This is a genomic window from Roseovarius lutimaris, from assembly GCF_900115165.1.
GTDB lineage: Bacteria > Pseudomonadota > Alphaproteobacteria > Rhodobacterales > Rhodobacteraceae > Roseovarius > Roseovarius lutimaris.
On record NZ_FOVP01000017.1, the window covers coordinates 59,520 to 82,168 of the forward strand.

Consider the following 22,649-nt stretch of genomic DNA (forward strand, 5'->3'; position numbering starts at 1 on the left):
TCACCCGTGTTAAGGTTTAGCACAAGGGGTATTACCCGGCTGTTAACACCTAGAATTTTAACGATTTCTAAGAGTTACGCCTGAGATGGAAGCCAAAGAACGATCCACGGAAAACCCACCAGAAGGGCGATGGTTACCGCATCCGCGATAAAGAAGGGCGTGACCCCCCGGAACACGTCCTGAACGCTGATATCATCGCGCACGCCGGCCACCACAAAGCAGTTAAGGCCAATGGGCGGCGTGATCAGGCAGAACTCGGCCATCTTGACCACCAGGATACCGAACCAGATCGCACACATCGTCCCGTTCATGCCAAAGGCACTTTCGGCGGCGGTGACGGCTTCACCGCCATTCAGGGCCATGACCGCCGGATAGACCACCGGCAGCGTCAGCAACAGCATGCCGATTGCGTCCATGAACATGCCAAGCACCGCATAGGCCAGCAGGATACAGATCAGGATCATCATCGGTGAATAGTGCAGCGAGGTGATCCAGTCGGAAAACGCCGACGGCAGATCGGCAAAGCCCAGAAAGCGCACATAGATCAGCACGCCCCAGATGATCGAAAAGATCATCACCGAGAGTTTGGCGGTTTCCAGCAGCGCATCCTTGAGCTCGGGCCACCGCATACCGCGATAGGCGGCGATGACAAAAACGATAAAGGCGCCAATCGCCCCGCCTTCGGTCGGCGTGCCCCAGGCATCGCCGCCAAAGGGGTTATAGACAAAGAAGATGATGATCACGACGACCGCGACGATCGGCAGGGCCGGAGGCAGCGACGAAAAACGCTGGCGCCAGGTAAAGCCACTCACCGGCGGACCAAAGCCCTTCACGGTGAGGGCAAGCCCGATGATCAAAAGGGTATAGACCAGTGCCGAAAACATGCCGGGGATGAAACCGGCGAGCAAAAGCATGCCCACGTCCTGTTCGACGATGATCGCATAGATCACAAGGATCGCCGAGGGCGGAATGAGGCTTGCCAATGTCCCCGCCGCCGCGACAACGCCGGCCGCAAAGCGCTTGTCATAACCGACGGCAAGCATTTCGGGGATGGCAATGCGGGCAAACACCGCCGCCGTGGCCACCGAGGCGCCCGATACCGCCGCGAAGCCGGCTGTCGCAAAGACCGTGGCCACCGCAAGCCCGCCCGGCACCCAGGCGATCCAGCGTTTTGCCGCCTCGAAAAGGGCACGGGTGAGACCGGCGTAATAGGCGAGATAACCGATCAGAATGAAGGTCGGAATGAGCGAAAGTGCCTGTGACGAAACCTTGCCATGCGGCACCTGCCCGGCGGTCTTGATGCCAACGGTCAGCGCCCAGGCGAGCTGTGCAAACTCGTAATCCTTCTTGTCCCAGAAGATCCAGACAAGGCCCACGAGGCCAGCCAGACCCGCGGCAAAAGCCACGCGCATGCCAAGCACGACCATGACCAGCATTCCGGCGGTGACCCAAAGGCCAATATCAATCGGTGTCATCAGTCGCGCCCCTGAATATGTTCGGCCTCAGCCGCCGCCTGTTCTGCAACAGACATGATAAGCGGCACCGCCACGGGGGTTTCGTCGCCCCTGACAAAGGCGCGCCCAAAACCCCAAAGTTGAAGCACAAGGCGTAGCGCCATTACCGAAAACGCCACCGGCACCACAAGCTTGGAGGGCCAGATCGGCAGGCCGATATCAATCGAGCTGTCGCGGCTCCACAGTGGCTTGGTCATGTCAAAGCTGCGGTCGAAATGCGCCCATGTGCCCCAGATCAACGCGATAAACAGAATGAGAATGCCAAAGGTCGTCACAAATTCCGCGAGCCAGAGCGCGCGGCCCCTAAGTTGTCCCACCACGATATCCATGCGAATATGGCCGCCGTCGCGCTGAACATATGACACGCCAAGAATGGCGATCAGCGGCATGAAGGCCTCGATCCAGTCAACATAGCCGGGCAGAGGGTTGTTGAAACCATTGCGCCCGGTCACCGAGATGACGGCAAGCACCATAAGCCCGAAGGCAAAGATACCGGCGATCAAAGCGAAAAAGCGTTCCACCACCTGAAGCGCCTGATCGAGGCGGCTAAGCAGGCTGGAATCGCGCATTACGGCAAAAGAGCCGGCCATGGCGGTATGCTCCTGTTGTGAGGGCCTATAGACGTTAGCAAAGGCGGGCCCCGGAGTGGATGTCCGGGGCCCTGGCGCAGATCAGTTCGAGGCCCGGACTTTTTCAAGCGTGGCGCCAACAAGATCATAAAGTTCTTGGGCGGGCATGCCCTGTGCGCTCATCTCCTCGATCCAGGCCGCCGCGATCGGCTCGGCGGCAATCTTTTTGAATTCGGCCAATTGTTCGTCGGAAATAGTGACCTTGGTCACGTTTTTCTCGGCCAGAACAGTATCCCATTTCTTGAGCAGTTCACCATAGTTGGCAAGATAATGCTCAATCGCCTCATCAACCGAACCGTCAAGCGCCTCGCGCTCGGCGTCCGACAGGCCTTCATAGGCGTCGATATTTACAACCACAGGGCAGTTTACCGTGCCGGGGTTGAGGTTCTCGGTCCACCAGGTGGCCTCGTTGATGGTGCCAAAGGACAGATGCGCATGCTGGGCAAATGAAACGGTATCAACAACGCCCGACTGCATCGCCTGATAAGCTTCGGAGGCGGTCACAGAGGTCGGAACCGCACCCACGGCGGCAAAGGCTTTGCCCAGACCGCCGGTGGCACGTACCCGCATACCGTCAAATTCAGCCAACTCATCGCGCGGCTCGCCCGTGCCGACGATGTTGTATTGCGGCATCGGGCTTGTCATTAGCATCTTGGCGTTCCAGCCGGCCATTTCCTCGATCACGGCCGGATGGGCGTAGATCGCATTGCTGACGGCGACTTCTTCGTCGAGGTTGCGCACGCCAAGAAACGGCAGCTCAAGCACGGTGATCGCGCGGTTCTTGTCGGGGTGATAGCCGGCACAGAACTGGGCCATCTCGAATGCGCCGATGCTGATCCCGTCAAGGTTTTCGCGGTTTTTCGACAGACCGCCATAGCTGATGTTCATGGTGAACTCGCCATTGGTCTTTTGCTCGACCAGCTCGGCAAGCTTGTGCACATGCTCGGTAAAGGCGCGGCGCTTGCCCCAGAGCGAAACGTTCCATTCGGTCGCCATCGCCTCACCGGCAAAGGCAAGTGTAAGGGCGGCCACGGCGGTGTGGCTTAGTAGTTTTTGCATGATTTTCCTCCCAGATTGCATGCGAATTCGTCGGGCTCACCATCGTGTATGCTGGCGCCGCTGGCTATGAAGAAAAGCGCGCAGCCCACCGGCGCGAGCCCTGCGGAATTCCGCAAGGACACTACAGCAGCGCCTCTTTGTCCAGCCCAAGCTTGACGATCTTCTCATTCAGCGTCCTGCGCCCGATGCCAAGCGCCTCTGCCACGGCCTCCATCCGGCCCTGATGGGCGGTGATCGCCTTGCTGATCAATTCGCGTTCAAAGGCGGCCACCGCCTCGCGCAGGGTATCGGGTACGTCGTCGCTTAGCGGATCGGCGCGCAGCGCTTGTGCCATCGACCCGGCGCCACGCCGCGCCGCCAGAACCCGGCGTTCACAGACATTGCGCAGCTCGCGCACATTGCCGGGCCAGGCATGCGCCAGAAGGGCGGCGGTGTCTTCGGGGGTAATGTCGGGCGCGCGGGTCTCATAGACGCGCGCGAACTCATCCAGAAATCGCGCCGCCAACAGCATCACGTCGTCTCGCCGCTGGCGCAGGGTGGGCGGTTTGATCACCGTGGTGTTGAGCCGATACAAAAGATCCTGACGCAGCCGACCATCCGTCACCGCCTCGTCGGGGTCTTCGTTGGTGGCCGAAATCACCCGAAACGTCAGCGGGACGGGCCTGTCGCCGCCAAGCGGCAAGACCTCTTTATCCTCGATCACCCGCAACAGCTTGGCCTGCACCGCAAGCGGACAGGAACAGACCTCGTCAAGAAAGATCGTGCCACCGTCGACACCGGGCAAGCGGCCCTTGGCGCCGTCATGCACGCCGAACATTTCCGCCTCGAACCCGTCCGGCGACAGAGCGGCGCAGTTCAATGCAAGAAACGGCCCCTCGGCATTCGGCCCCAGATCATGCAGCGCGCGCGCCACAAGTTCCTTGCCGGTGCCGGTTTCGCCCTGCAACAGAACCGCGGCGCCGCTTTGGGCCAGATCAAGCACCTCTTCGCGCAGGGCCATCGTTTCGGGCGTCTGCCCCAGCAACACCCGGTCCAGCCCCGACAATTGCATCAGGCGTTGTTTCAGCCTTTGGGTGGTGCGTTTCATCCGGTGCTGATCAAGCGCATGTTGCAGGATGTTCAAAAGACGGCGCGGCTCGTAGGGCTTTTCGACAAAGCTATAGGCGCCGCCCTGCATGGCCTTGACCGCCGTCGCGATATCGCCATGTGCCGAAATCAGAACAAGCGGCGGCGACAGTTCGGGATCAAGGCTAGCGAGCAGATCAAGCCCCGAAAGGCCGGGCATGCGCACATCCGACAGGATCACATCGGGCTGAAACTCTGCCAGACGCTCGGCGACGCGGGCGGCGCGGGGCAAGGCCTCAACCTGCCAGCCTGCGGCCTCAAGCAGATCAATCAACGACAGACGCATGGCCTTGTCATCTTCGACGATCATGATGCGGGGGTGTGGCGTCGATGTCATACTGGGTCTGTGTCCTCTTCGCCGGTGCCCGCCGGTATTTCGACCCGAAATACCGCGCCGCGCGCTTTGGCATTGCGCGCCGTGATCCGGCCGTGATGTTCCTTGACGATATTGGCCGAGATCGCGAGGCCAAGACCCATGCCACGCCCGCTTTCGCGGGTGGTGACAAAGGGTTCCTGAAGATCCGACAGCGAGGCCTGGCCCAACCCGTGCCCGGTATCGCGTACCTCGACCCAGCCGACATTATCGGCAAGGCCCATGCGCAGATGCAACAACCGCTCATCGCTATCCTCAAGCGCATCCACCGCGTTGCGCAGGATGTTGGTCATCACCTGTTCAAGACGCAACTGATTGCCGCGCACCATGATCGGCCCCGCCGGTTCGCGGGTATCGACCGTCACGTCGCTGGCCTCGATATTGGGGGTCAAAAGCGACAGGGCCGCCTTGACGACGCTGCGCAGATCGACCTCGCGAAAGACCTCATGATCGGTGCGCGCAAAAAACTTGAGCTGGCGGGTGATGCCCTCCATCCGGTCGACAATGCCGGTGATGTGCGGGATCACCTTTTGCGCGGGCTGACCGCCGATTTCGGCGGCGGCAAGATGGTTGCGCATCGCGGCAATCGGTTGACCAAGCTCATGGGTGACCGAGGCCGCCAATTGGCCAAGGGCGGCAAGGCGGCTCGCGCGCTCAAGCTCGTCCTGGGTGCGTTTGAGGCGGCGTTCGGCGGTGCGGCGATCCTCGATCTCGACGGCAAGCCGGTCATTGGCAAGGCGCAGCTGCGCCTCTTCGGCCTCGGACCGGCGCAGGGCCGCGCCGATGCGTTGCGTGCGGCGCACCTGTGAGACCATAAAGCCTGTCCCGGCAAGGATCATCACCATCCCTGTCACCAGCCAGCTTCGGGTGACCGCCGCGCTGTCATCGGCAAAATAATGCAGTTTCCAGTCATGCTGGGGCAGGGTTGCCGAAAGGTGAATGCGTTTGGCGCCGTCGATCATCGCGCGCGCATCGCCATTCGGGTGCCAGTTCAGCGGATCAAGCGGCTGGCCGGGGAACTGCCGGTTGGCGGCGATCCGGGCGCGCTGTGCCTCTGTGAGGCCCGCAAGCGTGCGATAGCGCCAGCCGGGGTTGGACGAGAGCAGGATCACACCGTCGCTATTGGCCAAGAATACCTGTTCACCTGCCGCGCGCCAGGCCTCTTCAAGGTCGGTCAGGTCAAGCTTGATCGCGATGACCCCGGAAATCCCGCCGCCGGGCTGGCGCACCGCATCGGCAATGAAATAGCCCGGCAATCCGGTGGTCGCCCCGATCCCGTAAAACCGCCCCTGCGTGCCGGTGATTGCCGCCTGAAAATAGGGGCGAAAGGAGTAATCCTGCCCGACAAAGGTTTCGGGCTTGTCGGCGTTCGAGGCCGAAATCGTTACTCCGTCGCCCTGCATCAGATAGATCGCATCAAGCCCCGATTGCACGGCAAAGGCCGCAAGGCGTTTATCCAGAACGTCCGTCGGCGCGCCGAGATCAGTCGCAAGCACGTGGGAATCGCGCGCCAGCACATAGGTCAGATGCGAGAACCGCTCCAATTCCGCCAGAACCGTGCTTCGATAAAGCGACAGGCGACCGCGCGCCTTGGCCTCTTCTTCAGACTGGAAAAAGCTGAGCGAGAGCCAGAACACCCCGATGGCCGCGCAAAGCGCAGAGACGGCAGCAAGGGCAGAATGGGACAAACGCATGGCCAAGGTATCGGGCCGTTCGGGACGTCATGCAAGCGGTTTGGCGATCTGGCCTAACGTGAAACACATGCCTCAAGTCCGGTCATGTCGGTCTTGCCCAATTGCGCCAGTGTCAGGCTGATTTCCTCGCTCATCACCTGCCAGAGTTGGTTCACCCCCCGCTCGCCGCGCCCGGCCATCGCATAAAGCAGGGGGCGACCGAGAAAGGCAAAATTGGCCCCCATGGCATAGGCCTTGACGATATCCTCGCCCGAGCGCAGGCCGGAATCATAAAACAGTGGATAGTCCGGCCCAAGTGCCTTGCGCATTGCGGCGAGCATCAGAATGGGCGGGGGTGCGCCATCAAGCTGGCGCCCGCCATGGCTTGACACCTGAATGGCATCGACGCCTTCCTTGCGCAGGCGCAGCGCATCCTCGACATCCAAAACACCCTTGATCACCAGCTTGCCGGGCCAGGCGGCGCGCAGGCGTTGCAGATAGGACCAATCGGCGGCGGCGCGGCTTGCGGTGCGATCAAACCCGCCATCGGTGAAATTGGCCATTTGCGGGCGGCCCTTGACCAGCGAGGTCAGCGACCATCGTGGATGCAGTGCAAAATCGACAAATTGCCTTGGCCCGATACGAAACGGCATTTTGAAGCCATGGCGCAATTCGCGTGGGCGGCGGCCCACTTCGGGCACATCGAGGGTCACGACAAGGGTTTCGTAACCTGCGGCGCGGGCCCGCTCGACAAGCTGCATCGTGGCGCTGCCATCGCCGCTGAAGTAAAGCTGAAACCAGGCATGGCCCTCGGCGGCCTCAAGCATCCTTTCAAGCGCGGTCGACGCCACGGTCGAGACCCCCAGGGGCACCCGGTCGCGCGCCGCAATCCGCGCCAGCATCAAATCGGCGCCGGGGGTAGAAAGGTTGCACATGCCCATCGGGGTGATCCCGAAAGGCACTTTTGCAGGGTGATCGAACACCGGCATGGAAAGGTCACGATGGGTCACGTTGCACAAGACCCGCGGCTTGAGCCGCAGGTCGCGCAACGCGGCCCGGTTAAGGGCCTCGCCGTGACCCTCGCCCGCCGCCCCGTCGATATAGTCAAACACCATCCACGGTAGCCGACGCCGCGCCATCTGGCGGGCGTCCTCGGCACAGTGGATGTCGCGAGAGGGCAGCATCAATGGTCCTTTCCCTGTCGCGGCCTCAGGCCTGAACGGCCTTCATAAAGCGGTCGCGGATCACGACCGGGTCCATGGTGATGACCGGAACCTTGATATTGCCGCTGTCGCATTTGCACACGATCACCGTCATCTTGTTCGAGGCCAGTGCATCTTGCAGAACCTCTTTGGTCTCGCTGGCCTGACACTCAATAACGTTTTCACAGCCACAGGCCTTTGCCACAGCGGCGAGCGAGGTCTTTTTGCCGGCATAGGTCGGCTGATCGCCGGTCGAGCCATAGCTGCCGTTGTCGATGATCAGCAGGATATAATTGTCGGCCACGTTGTTGGCGATGGTCGGCAGGGTGCCAAAGTTGGTCAGGACAGAGCCGTCACCGTCAATCGAGATGACCTTTTTATCCTGTGCCAGAGCCAGCCCAAGCCCGATCGAGGACGAAAGCCCCATGGTGCCGAGCATGTAGAAATTGGTTGGCTGATCATCCAGCAGGTGCAACTCCTGACTTGGCAGGCCGATGTTGCAGACCACAAGATGGTCGCGGATTACAGGCGCGATATCGCGCAGAACGTCAGAGCGGATCATTGGTCTCCGTAGCCTCCCCAGAAAGACGCGTCGGTCAGGATCGCGACAGGTTTGTTGCACATGAATGTGTATTTCAGGATCGCGTCCAATTCGTTCGCGTCCGATTCCTTGTGAAAATGATAGGTCGGGATATTGAGCTGATTGAGCAGCGCCTTGGTATGCACCGCCATTTCCACCTGACAGGCCACCGGCTCGCGCAGCTCACCGCGATAGCTGATCAGCATCGGCAGCGGCATGCGGTAGAACTGCGTCAGGGTGGCCAGCGTGTTGATGGTCACCCCGATGGCGGTGTTCTGCATGATGATCGCGGGGCGTTTGCCGCCCATGAAGGCACCGGCACAAAGGCCCATGCCCTCGTCTTCCTTGTTCGAGGGGATGTGGTAGATTTCGGATCGGGCGTCAATTTCATCAATCACACCGGCCAGCTGTTTGCAGGGCACGGTGGTGACGAAACTGATGTCATTGGCGACCAGATCGTCGACGATTTTCGTGTGGATGGACACGGGGGGTTACTCCTTGGGTTCAGGATTCTGGTGACAGGTAGGCAGGCATTTCTAACGCAGGACGTGGACAGAGCAAGGCGCATGGCGCACAACGCGTGCCGCCGTAGAGCCAAGAAGAAAATCGCTTATGCCCGGCTTGTGAGAGCCAATGACGATGCAATCGGCGCCCCAGTCGCGGGCGAAATCGGTGATCGCTCGGCCCGAATGCCCGGTGATCAGCCGCGTACCAACCCCCGGAAAGCCCTCAACCCGCTTGGCCAGACGATCCTTGGCGGCCTCAAGGGCGGCGTTGACGGTCTCTTCGTCGACATAGGATCGTACCGACGGGTTGAGCGGTTCGTGAATGTGGATGGCGATGATTTCGCCATCCGTGTCGAGCAGTTTCTGCGCGGCCTCAAGCGCCGGTTCGCTGATCCCGTGATCGAGCGACAGTGAGACGATGATTTTCTTGTACATCACATTTCCTTTTCGTCGCGGGCGTCACCGCCCTTGGTGCTAGCCGGTCGCCTCGGGCACGAGGATGGTTTTCGGGGCGGTCGTGCGCCCATTGCGGATATCGGCAAAGGCGGCGGCCCCATCGGATAGCGGGCGTTTTTCGGTCCAGTCAAGCGCGCCCATGCGGCCCTCGAACATCGCCTGCGCGGTATCCCGGAAATCCTGGGCGGTATAGGTATAGGTGCCGATAAAGGCGACCTCCTGCAAGGTTATGCGCCGAATATCAAGCCCGCCCGTTGCCGAGCCAAGCCCGATATGCACGATCACGCCGCCGGGGCGCACATGCGCCGAGGCCTGCGCGCGAGTGGCGTCAAAGCCAACCCCGTCAACCACAAGATCGAACTGCTCCGATGGGTCGAGCCCCTCGGGCGACAGGACGTTTTGGTCACACTGCATGCTGAGATAGGCGCGCCGGGCGGGGTGCGGCTCGATCATGGTGATATCGCTGATGCCCTGCGCCGCAAGGCTAAGCGCCGCGCCAAGGCCGATGGCGCCGCCGCCAAGCACAAGCGCACGGTGCGTGCCCTCGCCCAAAGCATTGCGCCCGAGGCGGACCGCATGCCAGCCACAGGCAATCGGTTCGGCGAGGGCGGCCTGATCGGTGGTGATGTGATCGGGCATCACGACAAGATTACGCTCTGGCATGGCCAGCAGCGCGGCAAAAGCGCCTTCGCGGGGCGGCATCGAAATAATCTGGCGGGTGCTGCACAGATTGTCGCGCCCCGATGCACAGGCCGGACAGGTGCCGCAGGTCACAAGCGGGTTCACGGTCACGCGCTTGCCGGTCATGGCGCCGCTCAACACCGTGCCCGCCGCCTCGTGGCCAAGCACAAGCGGGGCGGGGCGGCGATCATCATGACCGAGATAGGCGTGCATGTCCGAGCCGCAAATGCCGACGCTATCGACCCGGATCAACGCCTCGCCACCTTGCGGCGTGGGGTCGGCCATGTCGCGATACTCAAGGCCCTCGGGGGCGGTATAGACCAATGCCTTCATTTCGCTGTAAAACCTCCGTCCACCATCATGATCTGTCCGGTCACATATTTCGATGCGTCTGAGCAAAAGAACATCAGCGGTCCGTCAAGATCGTCAACCTCGCCATTGCGCCCGATACAGGTTTGCGCCGCATTGCGCGCCGAGCGCTCGGGGTCATCAAACACCGCCGCCGTAAGCTCGGTGCGGATAAAGCCGGGGGCGAGGGCGTTGACCACAATCCCGTCACGCGACCAGGCCTCGGCCATGGCGCGGGTCATCTGCGCGACGCCGCCCTTGCTTGCGCCATAGGCAATGCCGCCGGGAAAAGCGCGAAAGGATTGCAGCGAGGCAAAGTTCACGATCCGGCCCCAGCCTTTTTTCTTCATCGCCGGCACAAGATGCTGGCTCAGGAAAAACGGCGTACTCAGGTTAAGCGCCAGGGTGACATCCCAGCCTTCGGGCGTGACATCATCGGCCGCCTGCCGGGTGTTGATGCCGGCGGCATGCACCACGATATCGGGCGCCCCGAACGGCATGGCGGCGGCGCGGGCAAGATCGGCCAACCCGTCGCGATCGGCAAGATCATGGGCAATCACCGCGCCATGATCGCCAACCTCGGTTTCCCATTCGACAAGCGCCTCGGCGCGGCGCGCAACACCCACAACGCGAGCACCGTTGGCCACCAGCACGCTGGCCGCGCGCCGCCCCAGCCCCGAGCTTGCGCCGGTGACCAGAGCGACACGGCCGGTCACATCAAGTAAACCCTTTTTAGCCATTGGACGTCAGATCAAAGGTTTCGTCGGGGAAGTACTTTTTGAGGCGGATATCGGCGGTTCGGGCATGCCCTTCCATGCCTTCCAGACGTGAAATCCGCGCAGTGGCTTCGGCCACCGGCTTGGACCCTTCACGCGTCGCACGCTGCCAGGTGACGATTTTCATGTACTTGTGGACGCTCAGACCACCGGTATAGCTGGCCGCCCCCGAGGTCGGCAGAACATGGTTGGTGCCTGCGGCCTTGTCGCCAAAGGCCACGGTGGTTTCTTCGCCCAGAAACAGCGAGCCATAACAGCTTAACCGACCCAGCCACCAATCCAGATCCTCGGCCTGAACGGTCAGGTGCTCGGGCGCGTAGTCATCGGATGTGGCGGCCATCTCTTCGCGGTCGGCGCAGAGGATGACCTCGGCATAATCGCGCCAGGCGGCAAAGGCGTTGTCGCGGTTCACCTCCGGCAGGTCATCGATCAGGCCGGGCACAATGCGCATCACCTCTTCGGCCAGCGGGCGGTTGTCGGTGACAAGCCAGACCGGCGAGTTATAGCCATGCTCGGCCTGACCCACCAGATCGGTGGCGACGACCATCGGGTCGGCGGTCGCATCGGCGAGAATAAGGCTATCTGTGGGGCCCGCGATCATGTCGATACCGACGCGGCCAAACAGCATGCGCTTGGCCTCGGCCACGAACTGATTGCCCGGACCCACCAGAATATTGGCGCGCGGCAGGCCAAACAGGCCGAATGTCATCGCCGCAACGCCCTGAACGCCGCCCATGGCAAGGATGGTGTCGGCCCCGCATAGATCGGCCGCATAGATGATCGCGGGCGCAATCCCGACGCCGGGGCGCGGCGGCGAACAGGCGACGATATGCTTGCACCCGGCCACGCTTGCGGTGGTGACGGTCATGATCGCACTGGCGATATGGCTATAGCGCCCGCCCGGCACATAACAGCCCGCCCCGGTGACAGGGATGCTCTTTTGTCCGGCAATCAACCCCGGCACCACCTCGACCTCGATATTCTTCAGGGTCTCTTTCTGAGCCTCGGCAAAGCGGCGCACGTTATCGTGGGCAAACTGAATGTCCTGCTTGAGCTTTTCCGGCACCAGCGCCGCCGCGGCCTCGATCTCGGCGCGGGTGACCACGACATTGCCGTCGTATTGGTCAAACTTGGCGGCATATTCCATCGCCGCCTTGTCGCCGCCCGCCTCGATATCATCCAGAATCTTGCGCACGGTGGCCTTTACGTCTGAGGCATCGGATTTCGAGGTCAGCGTTGCCTTTTTCAGATATTCTCGTGTCATGGGTCAGGTCCTATTTATAGATGTCTGGCAAAAGCGTTGTCGAGAACGCCGGGATATAGGCGATCATCAAAACGACGATCAGCATGAAGAAAACAAACGGTACGGCGCGCGCTGCGATCCGCAGGATCGACTCACCGGTGATCCCCGAAACCACGAACAGGTTCAGCCCGAGCGGCGGGGTGATAAAGCCCACACCAAGTGCGGTGATCATCATGATGCAGAACTGAATTTCATTCATGCCGATATCATCCGCGAGCGGCTTGAGGATTGGCGCGAGGATCACGATATTAGGCGTCGTCTCCATCACGCAGCCCGCCGCGATCAGGATCATGATCATCAACAGGATCAACAGGCTTGGGTTGTCGGTCAGGCTTGTCACCGCAAACACAAAGCCCTGCGGCACGCCCATGATCGCAAGCGCCTGTGCCAGCGGAAGAGAAAAGGCGATGATCGGCAGGATCACACCGTTCACCTTGGCCGAACTGATAAGCATGGCCGGAAAATCTGCCAGCTTGAGCGTGCCAAGAAAGAGGCCGAGGATCACGGTCACGACAACCGCCGTGGCACCGGCCTCGGTCGGGGTCAGGCGACCCGAGAAGATGCCGTAAAAGATGATGCCCGGCACGATGAACGCATACCAACCCGACGCCAGAGCACGGCCAAGATTGCCAAGATACTCGCGCAGGCTGATGTTGCCGCCGCCCTCATAGCCATAAATCCGGTTGACCACGATATTGGTGATAAGGATCGACACCAGGATCATGACCCCCGGAACCAGCGCCGCAATGAACAGTGTCGAGGCGGAAATGCCCAGCACAAGGCCGATGATGATATAGGCAATCGAGGGCGGGATCAGGATGCCGGTACAGGCCCCCGCCGCGACCAAAGCACAGGCATAGGGGCGCGGATAGCCCGATTCCACCAGCCGGTCGATGGTCATCCGACCGACCGCCGCAGCCCCCGCCGCGTCAGAGCCAGAGATCGCCGAGAACATGCCGCAGACAAGCACCGTGGCCGAGCCGAACCCGCCCTTTGCAAATTGCGTCAATGCCTCGGCGACGTTGAGAAACTTGCGGCTGAGGCCGGTGCGCACAAGAACGTCACCGGTCAGGATAAACAGCGGCACCGCCGTCAGCGCAAAGGCGTCGATTCCGTCAAACAGGCTTTCACCGACAAGGCTCAGCGGGAGGGCGCCCGACATCAGCAGCATCGCAATCGCGCCTGCGCCAATCGCGGCCCAGACCGGCACCGCAAGGGCGATGAGTACAACAAACAGGATCACGGGCGCATAGAAATCCCAGCCCAGATCGACCGTTTGATTAAGAGTATTCCAGAGCATCTGCTATCCTCTCAATCAAACAGTTGGTTGCCTTCGTGAACGGGCGTTCCGTCACGAAGCGAGCGCAGGTCGCGCAAAAAGGATTGCACCAGCCGCAGAATCATAAGGCCAAAGCCGATCGGCACCGCGAGCAGGAACCACACCATCGAGACCCGCATGCCCGCGCTGACCGAACCGAACTTGGCGGAGACAAGAACCGTTTCCCAGGACCAGTAAAGCGCGATCACCGCGACGGTGAACATCACCAGATCCCCAAGGATGTAGAGGGCGGCCTTCATGCGCGGGCCGACATAATGCATGATCACGTCAATGCGGATATGGGCGCGCTCGCGCACCGCAGCGGCGGCCCCGATCCACGCAAGATAGATAAAGGCATAGCGCACAATCTCTTCTCCCCAGACCGAGGAATAGGAAAAGACTTCGCGGCGAATGACCTCAACCGCCATGGTCACCACCAACATGAGATAGAAGATCAAAAGCGCCCATCTCTCCAGGTTTCTGTCTAGGGTATTGAGCATGCAAACCTTTCCCGGTCAGAGGCGCCTGATGCCGCCCCTTGCCCGTTGTCGTGCAAAATTCAGGGTCAAGACCGGGCGCGGTGTTGCGCGCCCGGCTCAGGGTCTCTTACGCGTCGTGTACGTAATATTTGCTTTGGGTCCCCGCGGCTTCGACCAGCTTGTCGAATGTACCCATGGAGCCGGCAAGCTCGGTCTTGTATTCGTCCCATTCCGAGCGCTGATAGCCAACGGTTTCTTGCCATTCGGCAAGCTGGTCTGCGTTCAGCGAGTGGAATTCGACACCCGATTTTCTCATTTCCGCCATGGCGAATGTGCGCGCCGAGGGCACCTTGGCAAGGTTCTGATGAAAGCTCATCTCAGAGGCCCATTCGATGGCCTCCTGAACGTCCGATGACAGGGTGTTGAACCATTCAAGGTTACAGGCATAGGCCTGGCTGTCGGGCACCGCCTGGGTGAAGGTCACATGGCTCAGGATGTCCTTGAAGCCAAAGGCGTAAAGCGCGCCCACGGCTGGATCAAGCGCATCGGCCACGCCCTGTTTGATTGCCGACGGGGTTTCACCCCAGGCCACCGGCGTCGGGTTGGCGCCGCCCATGCGGTAGAACTGTTGCAGCATCTTCGAGCCCGGCACGCGGAACTTGATGCCTTGCAGGTCGCCCGGCGTCATGATCGGGCCGCCGCCGCCCTTACGTACCGCCATGACGCGTGGGTCGATGCAGAAATAGAACATCGGCTTGAAACCGCGCGCCTCGACGAGGGCGTCGACTTCTTTCTTCCAGATGTCAGAGGTGACGAGGTTCACAAACCGCTGATTGGCGCCGCAGAAATACGGCATGTTGATCAGATCAACCGCCGGCGCGAAGGGCGCAAAGTTCGAGAGCGAAAACTGACCGGCGTTGATCGTGCCCCCCTGAACCTTTTGCGCCAGAGCAGAGCCGGTGCCAAGCTGACCGCCGGGGGCCAGTTTCACGTAGATCTTGCCGTTCGACGCGTTCTGAAGGTTTTCCTTCACGTCAAGCTGCATCATCGGATAGCTGCGCGATGTGCCGATCACATATTCCGTGGCCAGTGTCATGACGTGCTCTGCCGCTTTCTCGCGCTCGCGCTCTTCACTGGCGGATTGCGCGTTGGCCTCTGTTGACCACAGCGTGCCGGCCGCTCCGGCGACCAGCGCCGCGGTGAAGCTGCCTGTCGAGGCGAGCTTCAGGAAATTGCGACGCTCCACCGACGCAAGTTCTTCGAAATCCTTAGTCATTGGGTCTCCTCCCTTAAGTGTCCTGTTCTGTCTGTTTGTTTTTTCGTGCAGCCTCGCTCTTGAGTGCTGCGACGACAAAGGTGATCACCGAGGCCAGCAGCAACAGCATTTCACCCAGATCGTTCAGAAACGGAGCGCCCGCATAGGCGCCAAGTACTACATTAAGTCCAAAGGCCCCGAACAACACGGCCGCCGCAATCAGGAACATAATGACCTCCCTCTCGTCGGAATTTATCGACGATTCGAGGTCAATGTAAGCGCTTACATATTTTCACGCAAGCTGTTATGTTGGCGCCAGCCGTGTTGCGAAATGAACGTTCAGGCCCCTGCCAAAGGCATTGGGCGCGTTAAAGCGGATCAAGCGTATGAGTCGGAAAAACAAGGAAAGCGAACATAACCTGCCGACATTGGCCGATGTGGCGACACGTGCGGGCGTGTCGACCGCGACTGTGTCGCGCTGTCTGAATTCACCGGGCCAGGTGCAGCAGGGCACGCGCGACCGGGTCATGGCGGCGGTACAGGATCTTGGCTATTCGCCAAATTTCGGCGCGCGCGCCCTTGCGGCACGGCGCACCAAAACCATCGGCGCGATTATCCCGACAATGGAAAACGCGATCTTTGCCCGCGCCATTCAGGCCTTTCAGGAAGAGCTTCACAAAAGCGGTGTGACGCTTCTGGTCTCAAGCTCGTCCTATCGCCAGGACGTCGAGGAAGACCAAATTCGCACCCTCGTGGCGCGCGGCGCCGACGGGCTTTTGCTGATCGGGCATGACCGAAGCCCGGCGATCTATCAGTTCCTTGCCAATCGTGGCGTTCCGGTTCTGATCTGCTGGGCCTATGATCCTTCGGTTGCCCGCCTGTCCATCGGTTTTGACAACCGCCGCGCCATGGCGGGGCTGGCCGCCGAGGTTCTGGCCCTGGGGCATCGCAACATCGGGATCATTTCGGCCGAATTCGAGGGCAATGACCGCGCCCGCGCGCGGGTGAGCGGCGTGCAGGATGCGATGCGCGCGCAAGGCCTTGACCCCACCACCGCAGATTTGATCGAGACGCCGTACAGCATTGAAAACGGCGCCAATGCCCTGCGTGAGATGATGCAGAACTCGCCGCGTCCGTCGGCGGTGATTTGCGGCAATGATGTGCTTGCCGTGGGGGCGGTTCAAATGGCGCGCGCGCTTGGCCTTGCGGTGCCCGGCGATGTCTCGATTACCGGGTTTGACGATATCGAGCTGGCGCGGGTGGTCGACCCGCCCCTGACCACGGTTCACGTGCCGCACCGCGACATGGGCCGTCAGGCCGCGCGCCTTTTGGTGGATATGGTTGCGGGCCATCCGGCGCGCGACAGTGTTCTGCTGGAAACCAACCTGTGCTTGCGCGGCACGCTTGGCCCGCCGCCGGGGTCGGTCGCCGATTCGTAAGCCCGCACCCAGATGTGGCGCGCGCCGCACTAGCGCGTCGGGCGATACACGCCCTCGCCCGAGCGCGCCGCAAGGCCGAGGGCGGTCATGCTTTCAAGCAGCGGCAGAACGCTTGTCGCGCGGCCCCGTTTAAAGCTGCGGGCCACCTGCTCGGCGGTGGCCTGCCCCAGATCGGACAGGGCGTCGCGCACGGCGGCCACCTGATCCGGCATGGATTTGGGCCATGTGGGTTTGTCGGCGGGCTCTGCGGTATCGCCAAGGTCGAGCTTGCCTGTTTTCGCCGCCGCAATCCGACCGGCCGGGTTTTGATAGTCGGGGCGCAGCCAGCGGATATGGCCCGCCGCTTCCTCGGCGGCGCGTGCGTGGTTCAACGCGACCAGACGGTGCAATATGTCATCCTCGGACAGATCGGCGGGCCAGCCATAGGCCTCGGCCACCGCGCGGTCGATCCGGTCATGGATATCGCGGAGCATGCCAATGAGGCCCGCATCGTAAATCTCGCGGTCCTTTCCTTCGATCCGCTCGCCCGCGCGCAGCTTTTCCAGCACGTTGTACATCTGTGTCAGGGTCAGCTTGGGGTGGGCCGCCTGCCGGTCCTTGCGATGCGCGTCAAGCTCCTCGCCAAGGCCGCGCAGCACGGTCTTTTGCGCCTCGGTGGCGTCGGGGAAGGGGAAGGGATCGAAACACTTTGTTTTGGCGTAAACCGGATCATTTCCCACCCCGAGCCAGCTTCCCGCCGATAAAGACCAGCAGACGTGTTGCTTGGAAGAAAGAATGGTAAGAAAACTGGCGTCAGAGAGGGCTAACAGTATGAGCTTGTTATCTGGCAATGTCGCCTCTGGCAGGAACTGAAACACCCGGTGTTTCGTGGTTTCGACCGTGGCGATATAGCGGGGCAGGCCGTCGAGCGCAGGGCGCAAATCCTTGCGCGGTTCGCCGAAAACCCACCAGTTGCGTTTGTAGCTTTCACGGTTGTTCTGATCGCGCTCCGGCTTCACCATGTCCAGCACATGCTGATAGACCGCCGGAAATCTGTCGCGCACTTCTGTTTTCGTCAGGCCGAACAGGTCGATCACCATCACGCCACGCGGGCTTGCCGTCAGGTCGCGACCATTGCGGTAGTCGCGAATGTGGTTTTCCAGCCCCGGCACCGTGCCAAGACCAAGCGCGCGCGCCTTTGCGGGTGAGACGATGAAGCCGGAGCCGAACAACATAACTCCCCGGGAACTTAATCCCTCATTAGCCTTGAGCGCCTTGGCCCCCGCCACATCGGCGCCGATGCGCAGGTTGGAGAATATCTTGCCCATCTCGGTCTGAAACCGCACGACGCGGCCCTCGTCCTCGGTCTCGCCCTTGCGTTCCTCGGTGATGGTCAGCAATCGCCCGGCCTGCCGCCCGGCGCGGCCCACCGTCATTGCGATGCGCACCGCCGCGCCCATGCTGGCATCGACCCAGGGGTGATCGGGCACGGCGAAGATCAGCGAGAGCGGTTTTTTCGGATCGTCCAGATGCGGCGCCAGCACCTTGCGATTAAAGGTCTGGCGCAGGCTGTTGGTGGTGATAAAGCCAAAGCGCCGCGCGCCCTTGCCGGTTTTCGCGTTCCAGCCGCGCGCCAGTGTCGCCGCCTTGTCCCACCAGAACATGACGAAATCCGCAGATTTCGGCATCTTGGGATAGGCCGCCCAAAGCGCCTCGGCATAGCCATCGCCAAGCGCCTCGCGCATCCGGCTTGCCCCGATAAAAGGCGGGTTGCCGACGATGAAGTCCGTCTCGGGCCATTTCGCCGGTTTGGGGTTGGCATAATCGAGCAGGGTGACGCGCGCGGTCTCGTCGGGCACGTCCTCGCCCGTCACCGGGTGGGGCTTGGTGGTGATCGCGTCCCAGCGGGTAACCGCCACGCCGTTTTCCATGCGCGGGCGGGATTCGGTGTAATCGAGCACGGCATCGCGGTTCTCGATATTGTGGAAATCGCGCAGCACCGGCTCGGCAGGGGTGGCCTTGCCATAGGTGCGGAAATGCCATTGCAGATAGCCGATCCAGAGCACCAGTTCGGCCACCTTGGCGGCCCATGGGTTCAACTCGATCCCCAGAAACTGATGCGGGTCCACCGTGTAGCCGGCAAGTCCAAGCGCGCTCTGTTCCTCGCCCAGCTCGTCCAGCAGGGCGGTCACCTCGCCCTCAAGCCGCTTCATGAGTTCGAGCGCGACATAAAGGAAATTGCCCGACCCGCAGGCCGGATCAAGCACGCGGGTTTCGCACAGGCGGCGGTGAAAGGCGGTTACAAGATCGCGGGCCTCTTTCATCCTGTCCTGATCGGCAAGGGTATAGGCACTGGTCTGCACGTCCTGCCAATCGCTGCGCAGCGGCTCGATGACCGTCGGCATGATCAGGCGTTCGACATAGGCGCGCGGGGTGTAATGCGCCCCCAGCTTGTGGCGCTGGCGCTTGTCCAGGGCGCGTTCCAGAAGCGTGCCGAAAATCGCCGGTTCGACGGTCTTCCAATCCTTGTGCGCCGCGCCGATCAACAGCGCAATTTGCGGACTGTCCAGGGGAAGGGCATCGGCCTCTGCAAAGAGCCCGCCGTTGAATTTCAGAAGATCGGTGCGCAAAACCGGGGAAAAGCCACCCTTGTCCATCGTCTGCCAAAGCGATTGCAGGGCAGGCGCGGCATGCTCTGGTGTGCTGGCCATGTCCTTGAGAAGGTTGGTGAAGCTGTCGCGCGGGATCAGGTCCACATCCTCGGCGAACATCGAGAACAGGCAGCGCATGAGAAACCCCGCCACCTTTTCCGGCGGGTGCCCGTGTTTTTCGAACGACCGGCCCAGAAGGGCAAGCTGATCGGCAATCTCGCGGGTCACCCTGGCGCTTTGTCTGGACGGGTCGAGCGTGTGCGGGTTGTTCCATATGTCGCGAAACAGTTGCTGCACGTCCGGGTCGGTGAGGTCGTCAAGGAAAATGCGATAGCGGGTGCCATCGGGGAATTGGTTATAGCCGTGCCCCTGCCCGGAGAAATCCGCGTATATCTCGAACACATAGCCCACGTCACAGACGATGACGAAGGGCGGCCAGCCGTCTTCCCTGGCGATGCTGCGCGCATAGTTGTCGGCCTGGCCACGCGCCTTGACCATGGATTTGTCCCATGCCCGCGTGCCGCGCACCCCATGCCCAAGTCGCCTGACGGCTGGAACAGCAGCAAGGGCCGGCTGGCCATCCTCCGGCACCTTGGGCTGTGAGCCCTGTTTGGTTTCCAGAATGAATGATCCGCGCCGATAGAAGTCGATGAACTTTTTGGACGTCTCGCCAATCGCCGCAGAGGTGACAGGGCGTTCCAGCCCGCCTTGCGGCGGCGACTCTCTGGGCTTGCCAGAGGTGTCGTGTGGCGATTGAGACACAGATCGCAGAGGCGGATTCTCTCCTTCAGCGGCTTGCGTATTGCTTTCGGCATAACCTACGGGCGAAGTGGCGCAAAAGCCAAGTCGCGTAAGTGATTGATGTTTTAGATAAAGTGGTGAGCCGGCAGGGGTTCGAACCCTGGACCTACTGATTAAAAGTCAGTTGCTCTACCAGCTGAGCTACCGGCTCTCACCATATGTTGGGCGGGTCTAAATCCGTCCATCGTCGCAGTCTTAACCCTAAAAGCGCAATAAGCGCAAATAGCTGGGACTGTACTGCACATCGCCGAAAACCTGGTCGGTCGCCCAACCCGCTGCGCGGCAACATGTGGAGCGGTATCTAGAAAGAGCGGTGCAGAGGGTCAACCCCGAAAGTGCAAGTTATTCGCTGGATATGCTGGATTCGTCTGGCGGCTGGGTTTATATGCCCGCAAATGACCGATTATCGCGATACCGGATTGCCCTTTATGAAAATGCACGGGCTGGGAAACGACTTTGTCGTGCTGGATGCGCGTGCGCAGGGCGTTGCGCTGTCGCCGGGGCTGATCATGGGGATTGCGGACCGGCACAAGGGAATCGGGTTTGATCAGCTTGCGGTGATCGAGGCGGGTACTGGCGATGCGCATCTGACGTTTTACAATTCCGATGGCTCGACCTCGGCGGCCTGTGGCAACGCCACGCGCTGTGTCGCGCGCTATTTGATGGACGAATCGGGGAAGGCGCGCCTGCATCTGAGCACGGCGCGCGGCGATCTTTACGCGGTGGATGCGGGCGAGGGCCTGACCTCGGTCAATATGGGCCAGCCACAGCTTGAGTGGCGCGATATTCCGCTGGCCGAAGAGATGGACACACTGGAACTGCCGATCGAGGGCGGGCCGAGTGCCACCGGCATGGGCAATCCGCATTGTACCTTCTTTGTCGAAAATGCCGAGGCTGTGCCGCTTGAACAATTCGGGCCGCGCTATGAGCATCACCCGCTTTATCCTGAACGCACCAACGTGCAGGTCGCCAGCCTTGTGGGCGACAACCACCTGCGCATGCGGGTATGGGAGCGGGGCGTGGGTGTCACCCTGGCGTCCGGCTCGTCGTCTTGTGCGACGGCGGTGGCGGCTGCGCGCCGGGGGCTTACGGGGCGGCAGGTGCGGATTGATCTGGACGGTGGCACGCTTGAGGTCGACTGGCGCGACGATGGCGTCTGGATGACCGGGGCAACCTGTCATGTTGCGAGCGGTGTTCTGACGCCCGAATTCTTGGCGGGTTTCGCATGACCGAGGCCCCGAAATTCACCACGCTCGGCTGTCGGCTCAACGCCTATGAGACCGAAGCGATGAAAGACCTGGCCGGGCAGGCGGGGCTTGGCAATGCGGTGGTGATCAACACCTGCGCCGTGACCTCCGAGGCGGTGCGCAAGGCGCGTCAGGAAATCCGCCGCCTGCGCCGCGAGAACCCCGACGCGCGCCTGATTGTGACCGGATGCGCCGCCCAGACCGAGCCGGAGACCTTTGCCACCATGCCCGAGGTGGACGCGGTCATCGGCAATACCGAGAAAATGCAGCCCGATACCTGGGGTCGGCTTGCCGCCGATTTCATCGGCGAGACAGAGCGCGTTCTGGTCGATGACATCATGTCGGTGACGGAGACCGCAGGCCATCTGATTGATGGCTTCGGCAGCCGCAGTCGCGCCTATGTTCAGGTGCAAAACGGCTGTGATCACCGCTGTACCTTTTGCATCATCCCGTTTGGACGCGGCAATTCGCGGTCTGTGCCTGCGGGCGTGGTGGTGGATCAGATCAAGCGGCTTGTCGGCGCGGGTTATAACGAGGTGGTGCTGACCGGGGTGGATTTGACAAGCTGGGGCGCCGACCTTCCGGCGATGCCCAGGCTTGGCGATCTGGTGATGCGGATCCTGAAACTGGTGCCGGATCTGGCGCGGTTGCGGATCAGCAGTATCGATTCGATCGAGGTGGATGAGAACCTGATGCAGGCGATCGCGACCGAGCCGCGCCTGATGCCGCATTTGCACCTGAGCCTGCAACATGGCGATGACCTTATCCTCAAGCGGATGAAGCGGCGCCACCTGCGCGATGATGCGATTCGCTTTACCGAAGAGGCGCGCAAGTTGCGCCCTGAGATGACCTTTGGCGCCGATATCATCGCGGGCTTTCCGACCGAGACCGAAGCGCATTTTGAAAATGCGCTCAGGCTGGTGACGGACTGTGATCTGACATGGCTGCATGTCTTTCCCTATTCACCCCGCCAAGGCACGCCGGCGGCGCGCATGCCACAGGTTGACGGGCGTGCGATCAAGGCCCGCGCGGCGCGTCTGCGCGCGGCGGGCGCGGCGCAGGTCGCCCGCCATTTGCAGGACCAGCAGGGCCGCACCCATGCGGTATTGATGGAAAGCCCCCGGATGGGGCGGACCGAGCAGTTTACCGAAGTCAGCTTTGACAGCGATCACCCCGAGGGCCGAATCGTATCGGCGCAGGTGACAGGCATGCGCGGCACGCAGTTGACGGCCGCGTGACATGAGTATTTGTGGAA

General features: G+C 61.4%; 20 protein-coding genes and 1 tRNA gene. 3 read left to right on the plus strand and 18 right to left on the minus strand.

Going from position 1 to position 22,649, the window contains the following annotated elements:
* Positions 1–74 precede the first annotated feature (74 nt).
* The 16 genes from BMZ91_RS15005 to BMZ91_RS15080 form a co-directional block, all read right to left on the minus strand.
* Entirely contained in the window at positions 75–1,475 is a 1,401-nt protein-coding gene (locus BMZ91_RS15005) for a TRAP transporter large permease (RefSeq protein ID WP_092840690.1), read from the minus strand.
* Positions 1,475–2,104, minus strand: a complete 630-nt coding sequence (locus BMZ91_RS15010) for a TRAP transporter small permease subunit (RefSeq protein WP_092840692.1) — start codon at positions 2,102–2,104, stop codon at positions 1,475–1,477. The genes BMZ91_RS15005 and BMZ91_RS15010 overlap by 1 nt, the downstream gene beginning before the upstream one ends.
* Before the next feature lie 81 nt (positions 2,105–2,185).
* Positions 2,186–3,202 (minus strand): TRAP transporter substrate-binding protein DctP, encoded by a 1,017-nt coding sequence (dctP, locus tag BMZ91_RS15015; protein WP_092840694.1) that lies wholly within the window; start codon positions 3,200–3,202, stop codon positions 2,186–2,188.
* Positions 3,203–3,323: 121 nt separating this feature from the next.
* Positions 3,324–4,664, minus strand: a complete 1,341-nt coding sequence (locus BMZ91_RS15020; RefSeq protein WP_092840696.1) for a sigma-54-dependent transcriptional regulator — start codon at positions 4,662–4,664, stop codon at positions 3,324–3,326.
* Complete coding sequence (locus BMZ91_RS15025) at positions 4,661–6,394, minus strand: sensor histidine kinase (protein ID WP_092840698.1); 1,734 nt, start codon at positions 6,392–6,394, stop codon at positions 4,661–4,663. The genes BMZ91_RS15020 and BMZ91_RS15025 overlap by 4 nt, the downstream gene beginning before the upstream one ends.
* Positions 6,395–6,447: 53 nt before the next feature.
* Positions 6,448–7,557 (minus strand): alpha-hydroxy acid oxidase, encoded by a 1,110-nt coding sequence (locus tag BMZ91_RS15030; protein ID WP_425441586.1) that lies wholly within the window; start codon positions 7,555–7,557, stop codon positions 6,448–6,450.
* A 25-nt stretch (positions 7,558–7,582) separates the two neighbouring features.
* A complete protein-coding gene (comE, locus tag BMZ91_RS15035; RefSeq protein ID WP_092840700.1) occupies positions 7,583–8,137 on the minus strand; it encodes a sulfopyruvate decarboxylase subunit beta in 555 nt (184 codons plus the stop codon).
* Positions 8,134–8,640, minus strand: a complete 507-nt coding sequence (comD, locus tag BMZ91_RS15040; protein WP_092840702.1) for a sulfopyruvate decarboxylase subunit alpha — start codon at positions 8,638–8,640, stop codon at positions 8,134–8,136. Before comD ends, comE begins: the two co-directional genes overlap by 4 nt.
* 51 nt (positions 8,641–8,691) lie before the next feature.
* The gene (locus tag BMZ91_RS15045) at positions 8,692–9,096 is read right to left on the minus strand and encodes a universal stress protein (RefSeq protein ID WP_092840704.1); all 405 of its coding nucleotides are present in this window, start codon (positions 9,094–9,096) and stop codon (positions 8,692–8,694) included.
* Positions 9,097–9,135: 39 nt separating this feature from the next.
* Positions 9,136–10,131 carry a zinc-dependent alcohol dehydrogenase gene (locus BMZ91_RS15050; protein ID WP_092840706.1) on the minus strand — a complete coding sequence of 332 codons (996 nt, stop codon included), beginning with the start codon at positions 10,129–10,131 and terminating at the stop codon, positions 9,136–9,138.
* Positions 10,128–10,886, minus strand: a complete 759-nt coding sequence (locus tag BMZ91_RS15055) for an SDR family NAD(P)-dependent oxidoreductase (protein ID WP_092840708.1) — start codon at positions 10,884–10,886, stop codon at positions 10,128–10,130. Before BMZ91_RS15055 ends, BMZ91_RS15050 begins: the two co-directional genes overlap by 4 nt.
* Positions 10,879–12,186: a histidinol dehydrogenase gene (hisD, locus tag BMZ91_RS15060; protein ID WP_092840710.1), complete on the minus strand. Its 1,308-nt coding sequence runs from the start codon at positions 12,184–12,186 to the stop codon at positions 10,879–10,881. Before hisD ends, BMZ91_RS15055 begins: the two co-directional genes overlap by 8 nt.
* Before the next feature lie 10 nt (positions 12,187–12,196).
* The gene (locus BMZ91_RS15065; RefSeq protein ID WP_092840712.1) at positions 12,197–13,525 is read right to left on the minus strand and encodes a TRAP transporter large permease; all 1,329 of its coding nucleotides are present in this window, start codon (positions 13,523–13,525) and stop codon (positions 12,197–12,199) included.
* An 11-nt stretch (positions 13,526–13,536) separates the two neighbouring features.
* Positions 13,537–14,043 (minus strand): TRAP transporter small permease, encoded by a 507-nt coding sequence (locus tag BMZ91_RS15070; RefSeq protein WP_092840714.1) that lies wholly within the window; start codon positions 14,041–14,043, stop codon positions 13,537–13,539.
* Between the two features lie 106 nt (positions 14,044–14,149).
* The gene (locus tag BMZ91_RS15075; RefSeq protein WP_092840716.1) at positions 14,150–15,298 is read right to left on the minus strand and encodes a TRAP transporter substrate-binding protein; all 1,149 of its coding nucleotides are present in this window, start codon (positions 15,296–15,298) and stop codon (positions 14,150–14,152) included.
* Positions 15,299–15,311: 13 nt separating this feature from the next.
* A complete protein-coding gene (locus BMZ91_RS15080) occupies positions 15,312–15,506 on the minus strand; it encodes a hypothetical protein (RefSeq protein ID WP_092840718.1) in 195 nt (64 codons plus the stop codon).
* Between the two features lie 157 nt (positions 15,507–15,663).
* Here BMZ91_RS15080 and BMZ91_RS15085 point away from each other — a divergent pair, with 157 nt between their 5' ends.
* Complete coding sequence (locus BMZ91_RS15085; protein WP_092840720.1) at positions 15,664–16,716, plus strand: LacI family DNA-binding transcriptional regulator; 1,053 nt, start codon at positions 15,664–15,666, stop codon at positions 16,714–16,716.
* A gap of 29 nt (positions 16,717–16,745) precedes the next feature.
* Here BMZ91_RS15085 and BMZ91_RS21820 read toward each other — a convergent pair whose 3' ends face one another.
* The gene (locus BMZ91_RS21820) at positions 16,746–20,108 is read right to left on the minus strand and encodes a class I SAM-dependent DNA methyltransferase (RefSeq protein ID WP_245736407.1); all 3,363 of its coding nucleotides are present in this window, start codon (positions 20,106–20,108) and stop codon (positions 16,746–16,748) included.
* 114 nt (positions 20,109–20,222) lie between these two features.
* Positions 20,223–20,298 (minus strand) — tRNA-Lys (locus BMZ91_RS15095).
* Positions 20,299–20,542: 244 nt separating this feature from the next.
* Between BMZ91_RS15095 and dapF the strand changes: the two genes are divergently transcribed.
* Both dapF and mtaB read left to right on the plus strand, forming a co-directional pair.
* Positions 20,543–21,376 carry a diaminopimelate epimerase gene (gene dapF / locus BMZ91_RS15100; RefSeq protein WP_092840722.1) on the plus strand — a complete coding sequence of 278 codons (834 nt, stop codon included), beginning with the start codon at positions 20,543–20,545 and terminating at the stop codon, positions 21,374–21,376.
* Positions 21,373–22,632 (plus strand): tRNA (N(6)-L-threonylcarbamoyladenosine(37)-C(2))-methylthiotransferase MtaB, encoded by a 1,260-nt coding sequence (gene mtaB, locus BMZ91_RS15105; protein WP_092840724.1) that lies wholly within the window; start codon positions 21,373–21,375, stop codon positions 22,630–22,632. Before dapF ends, mtaB begins: the two co-directional genes overlap by 4 nt.
* Positions 22,633–22,649 lie beyond the last annotated feature (17 nt).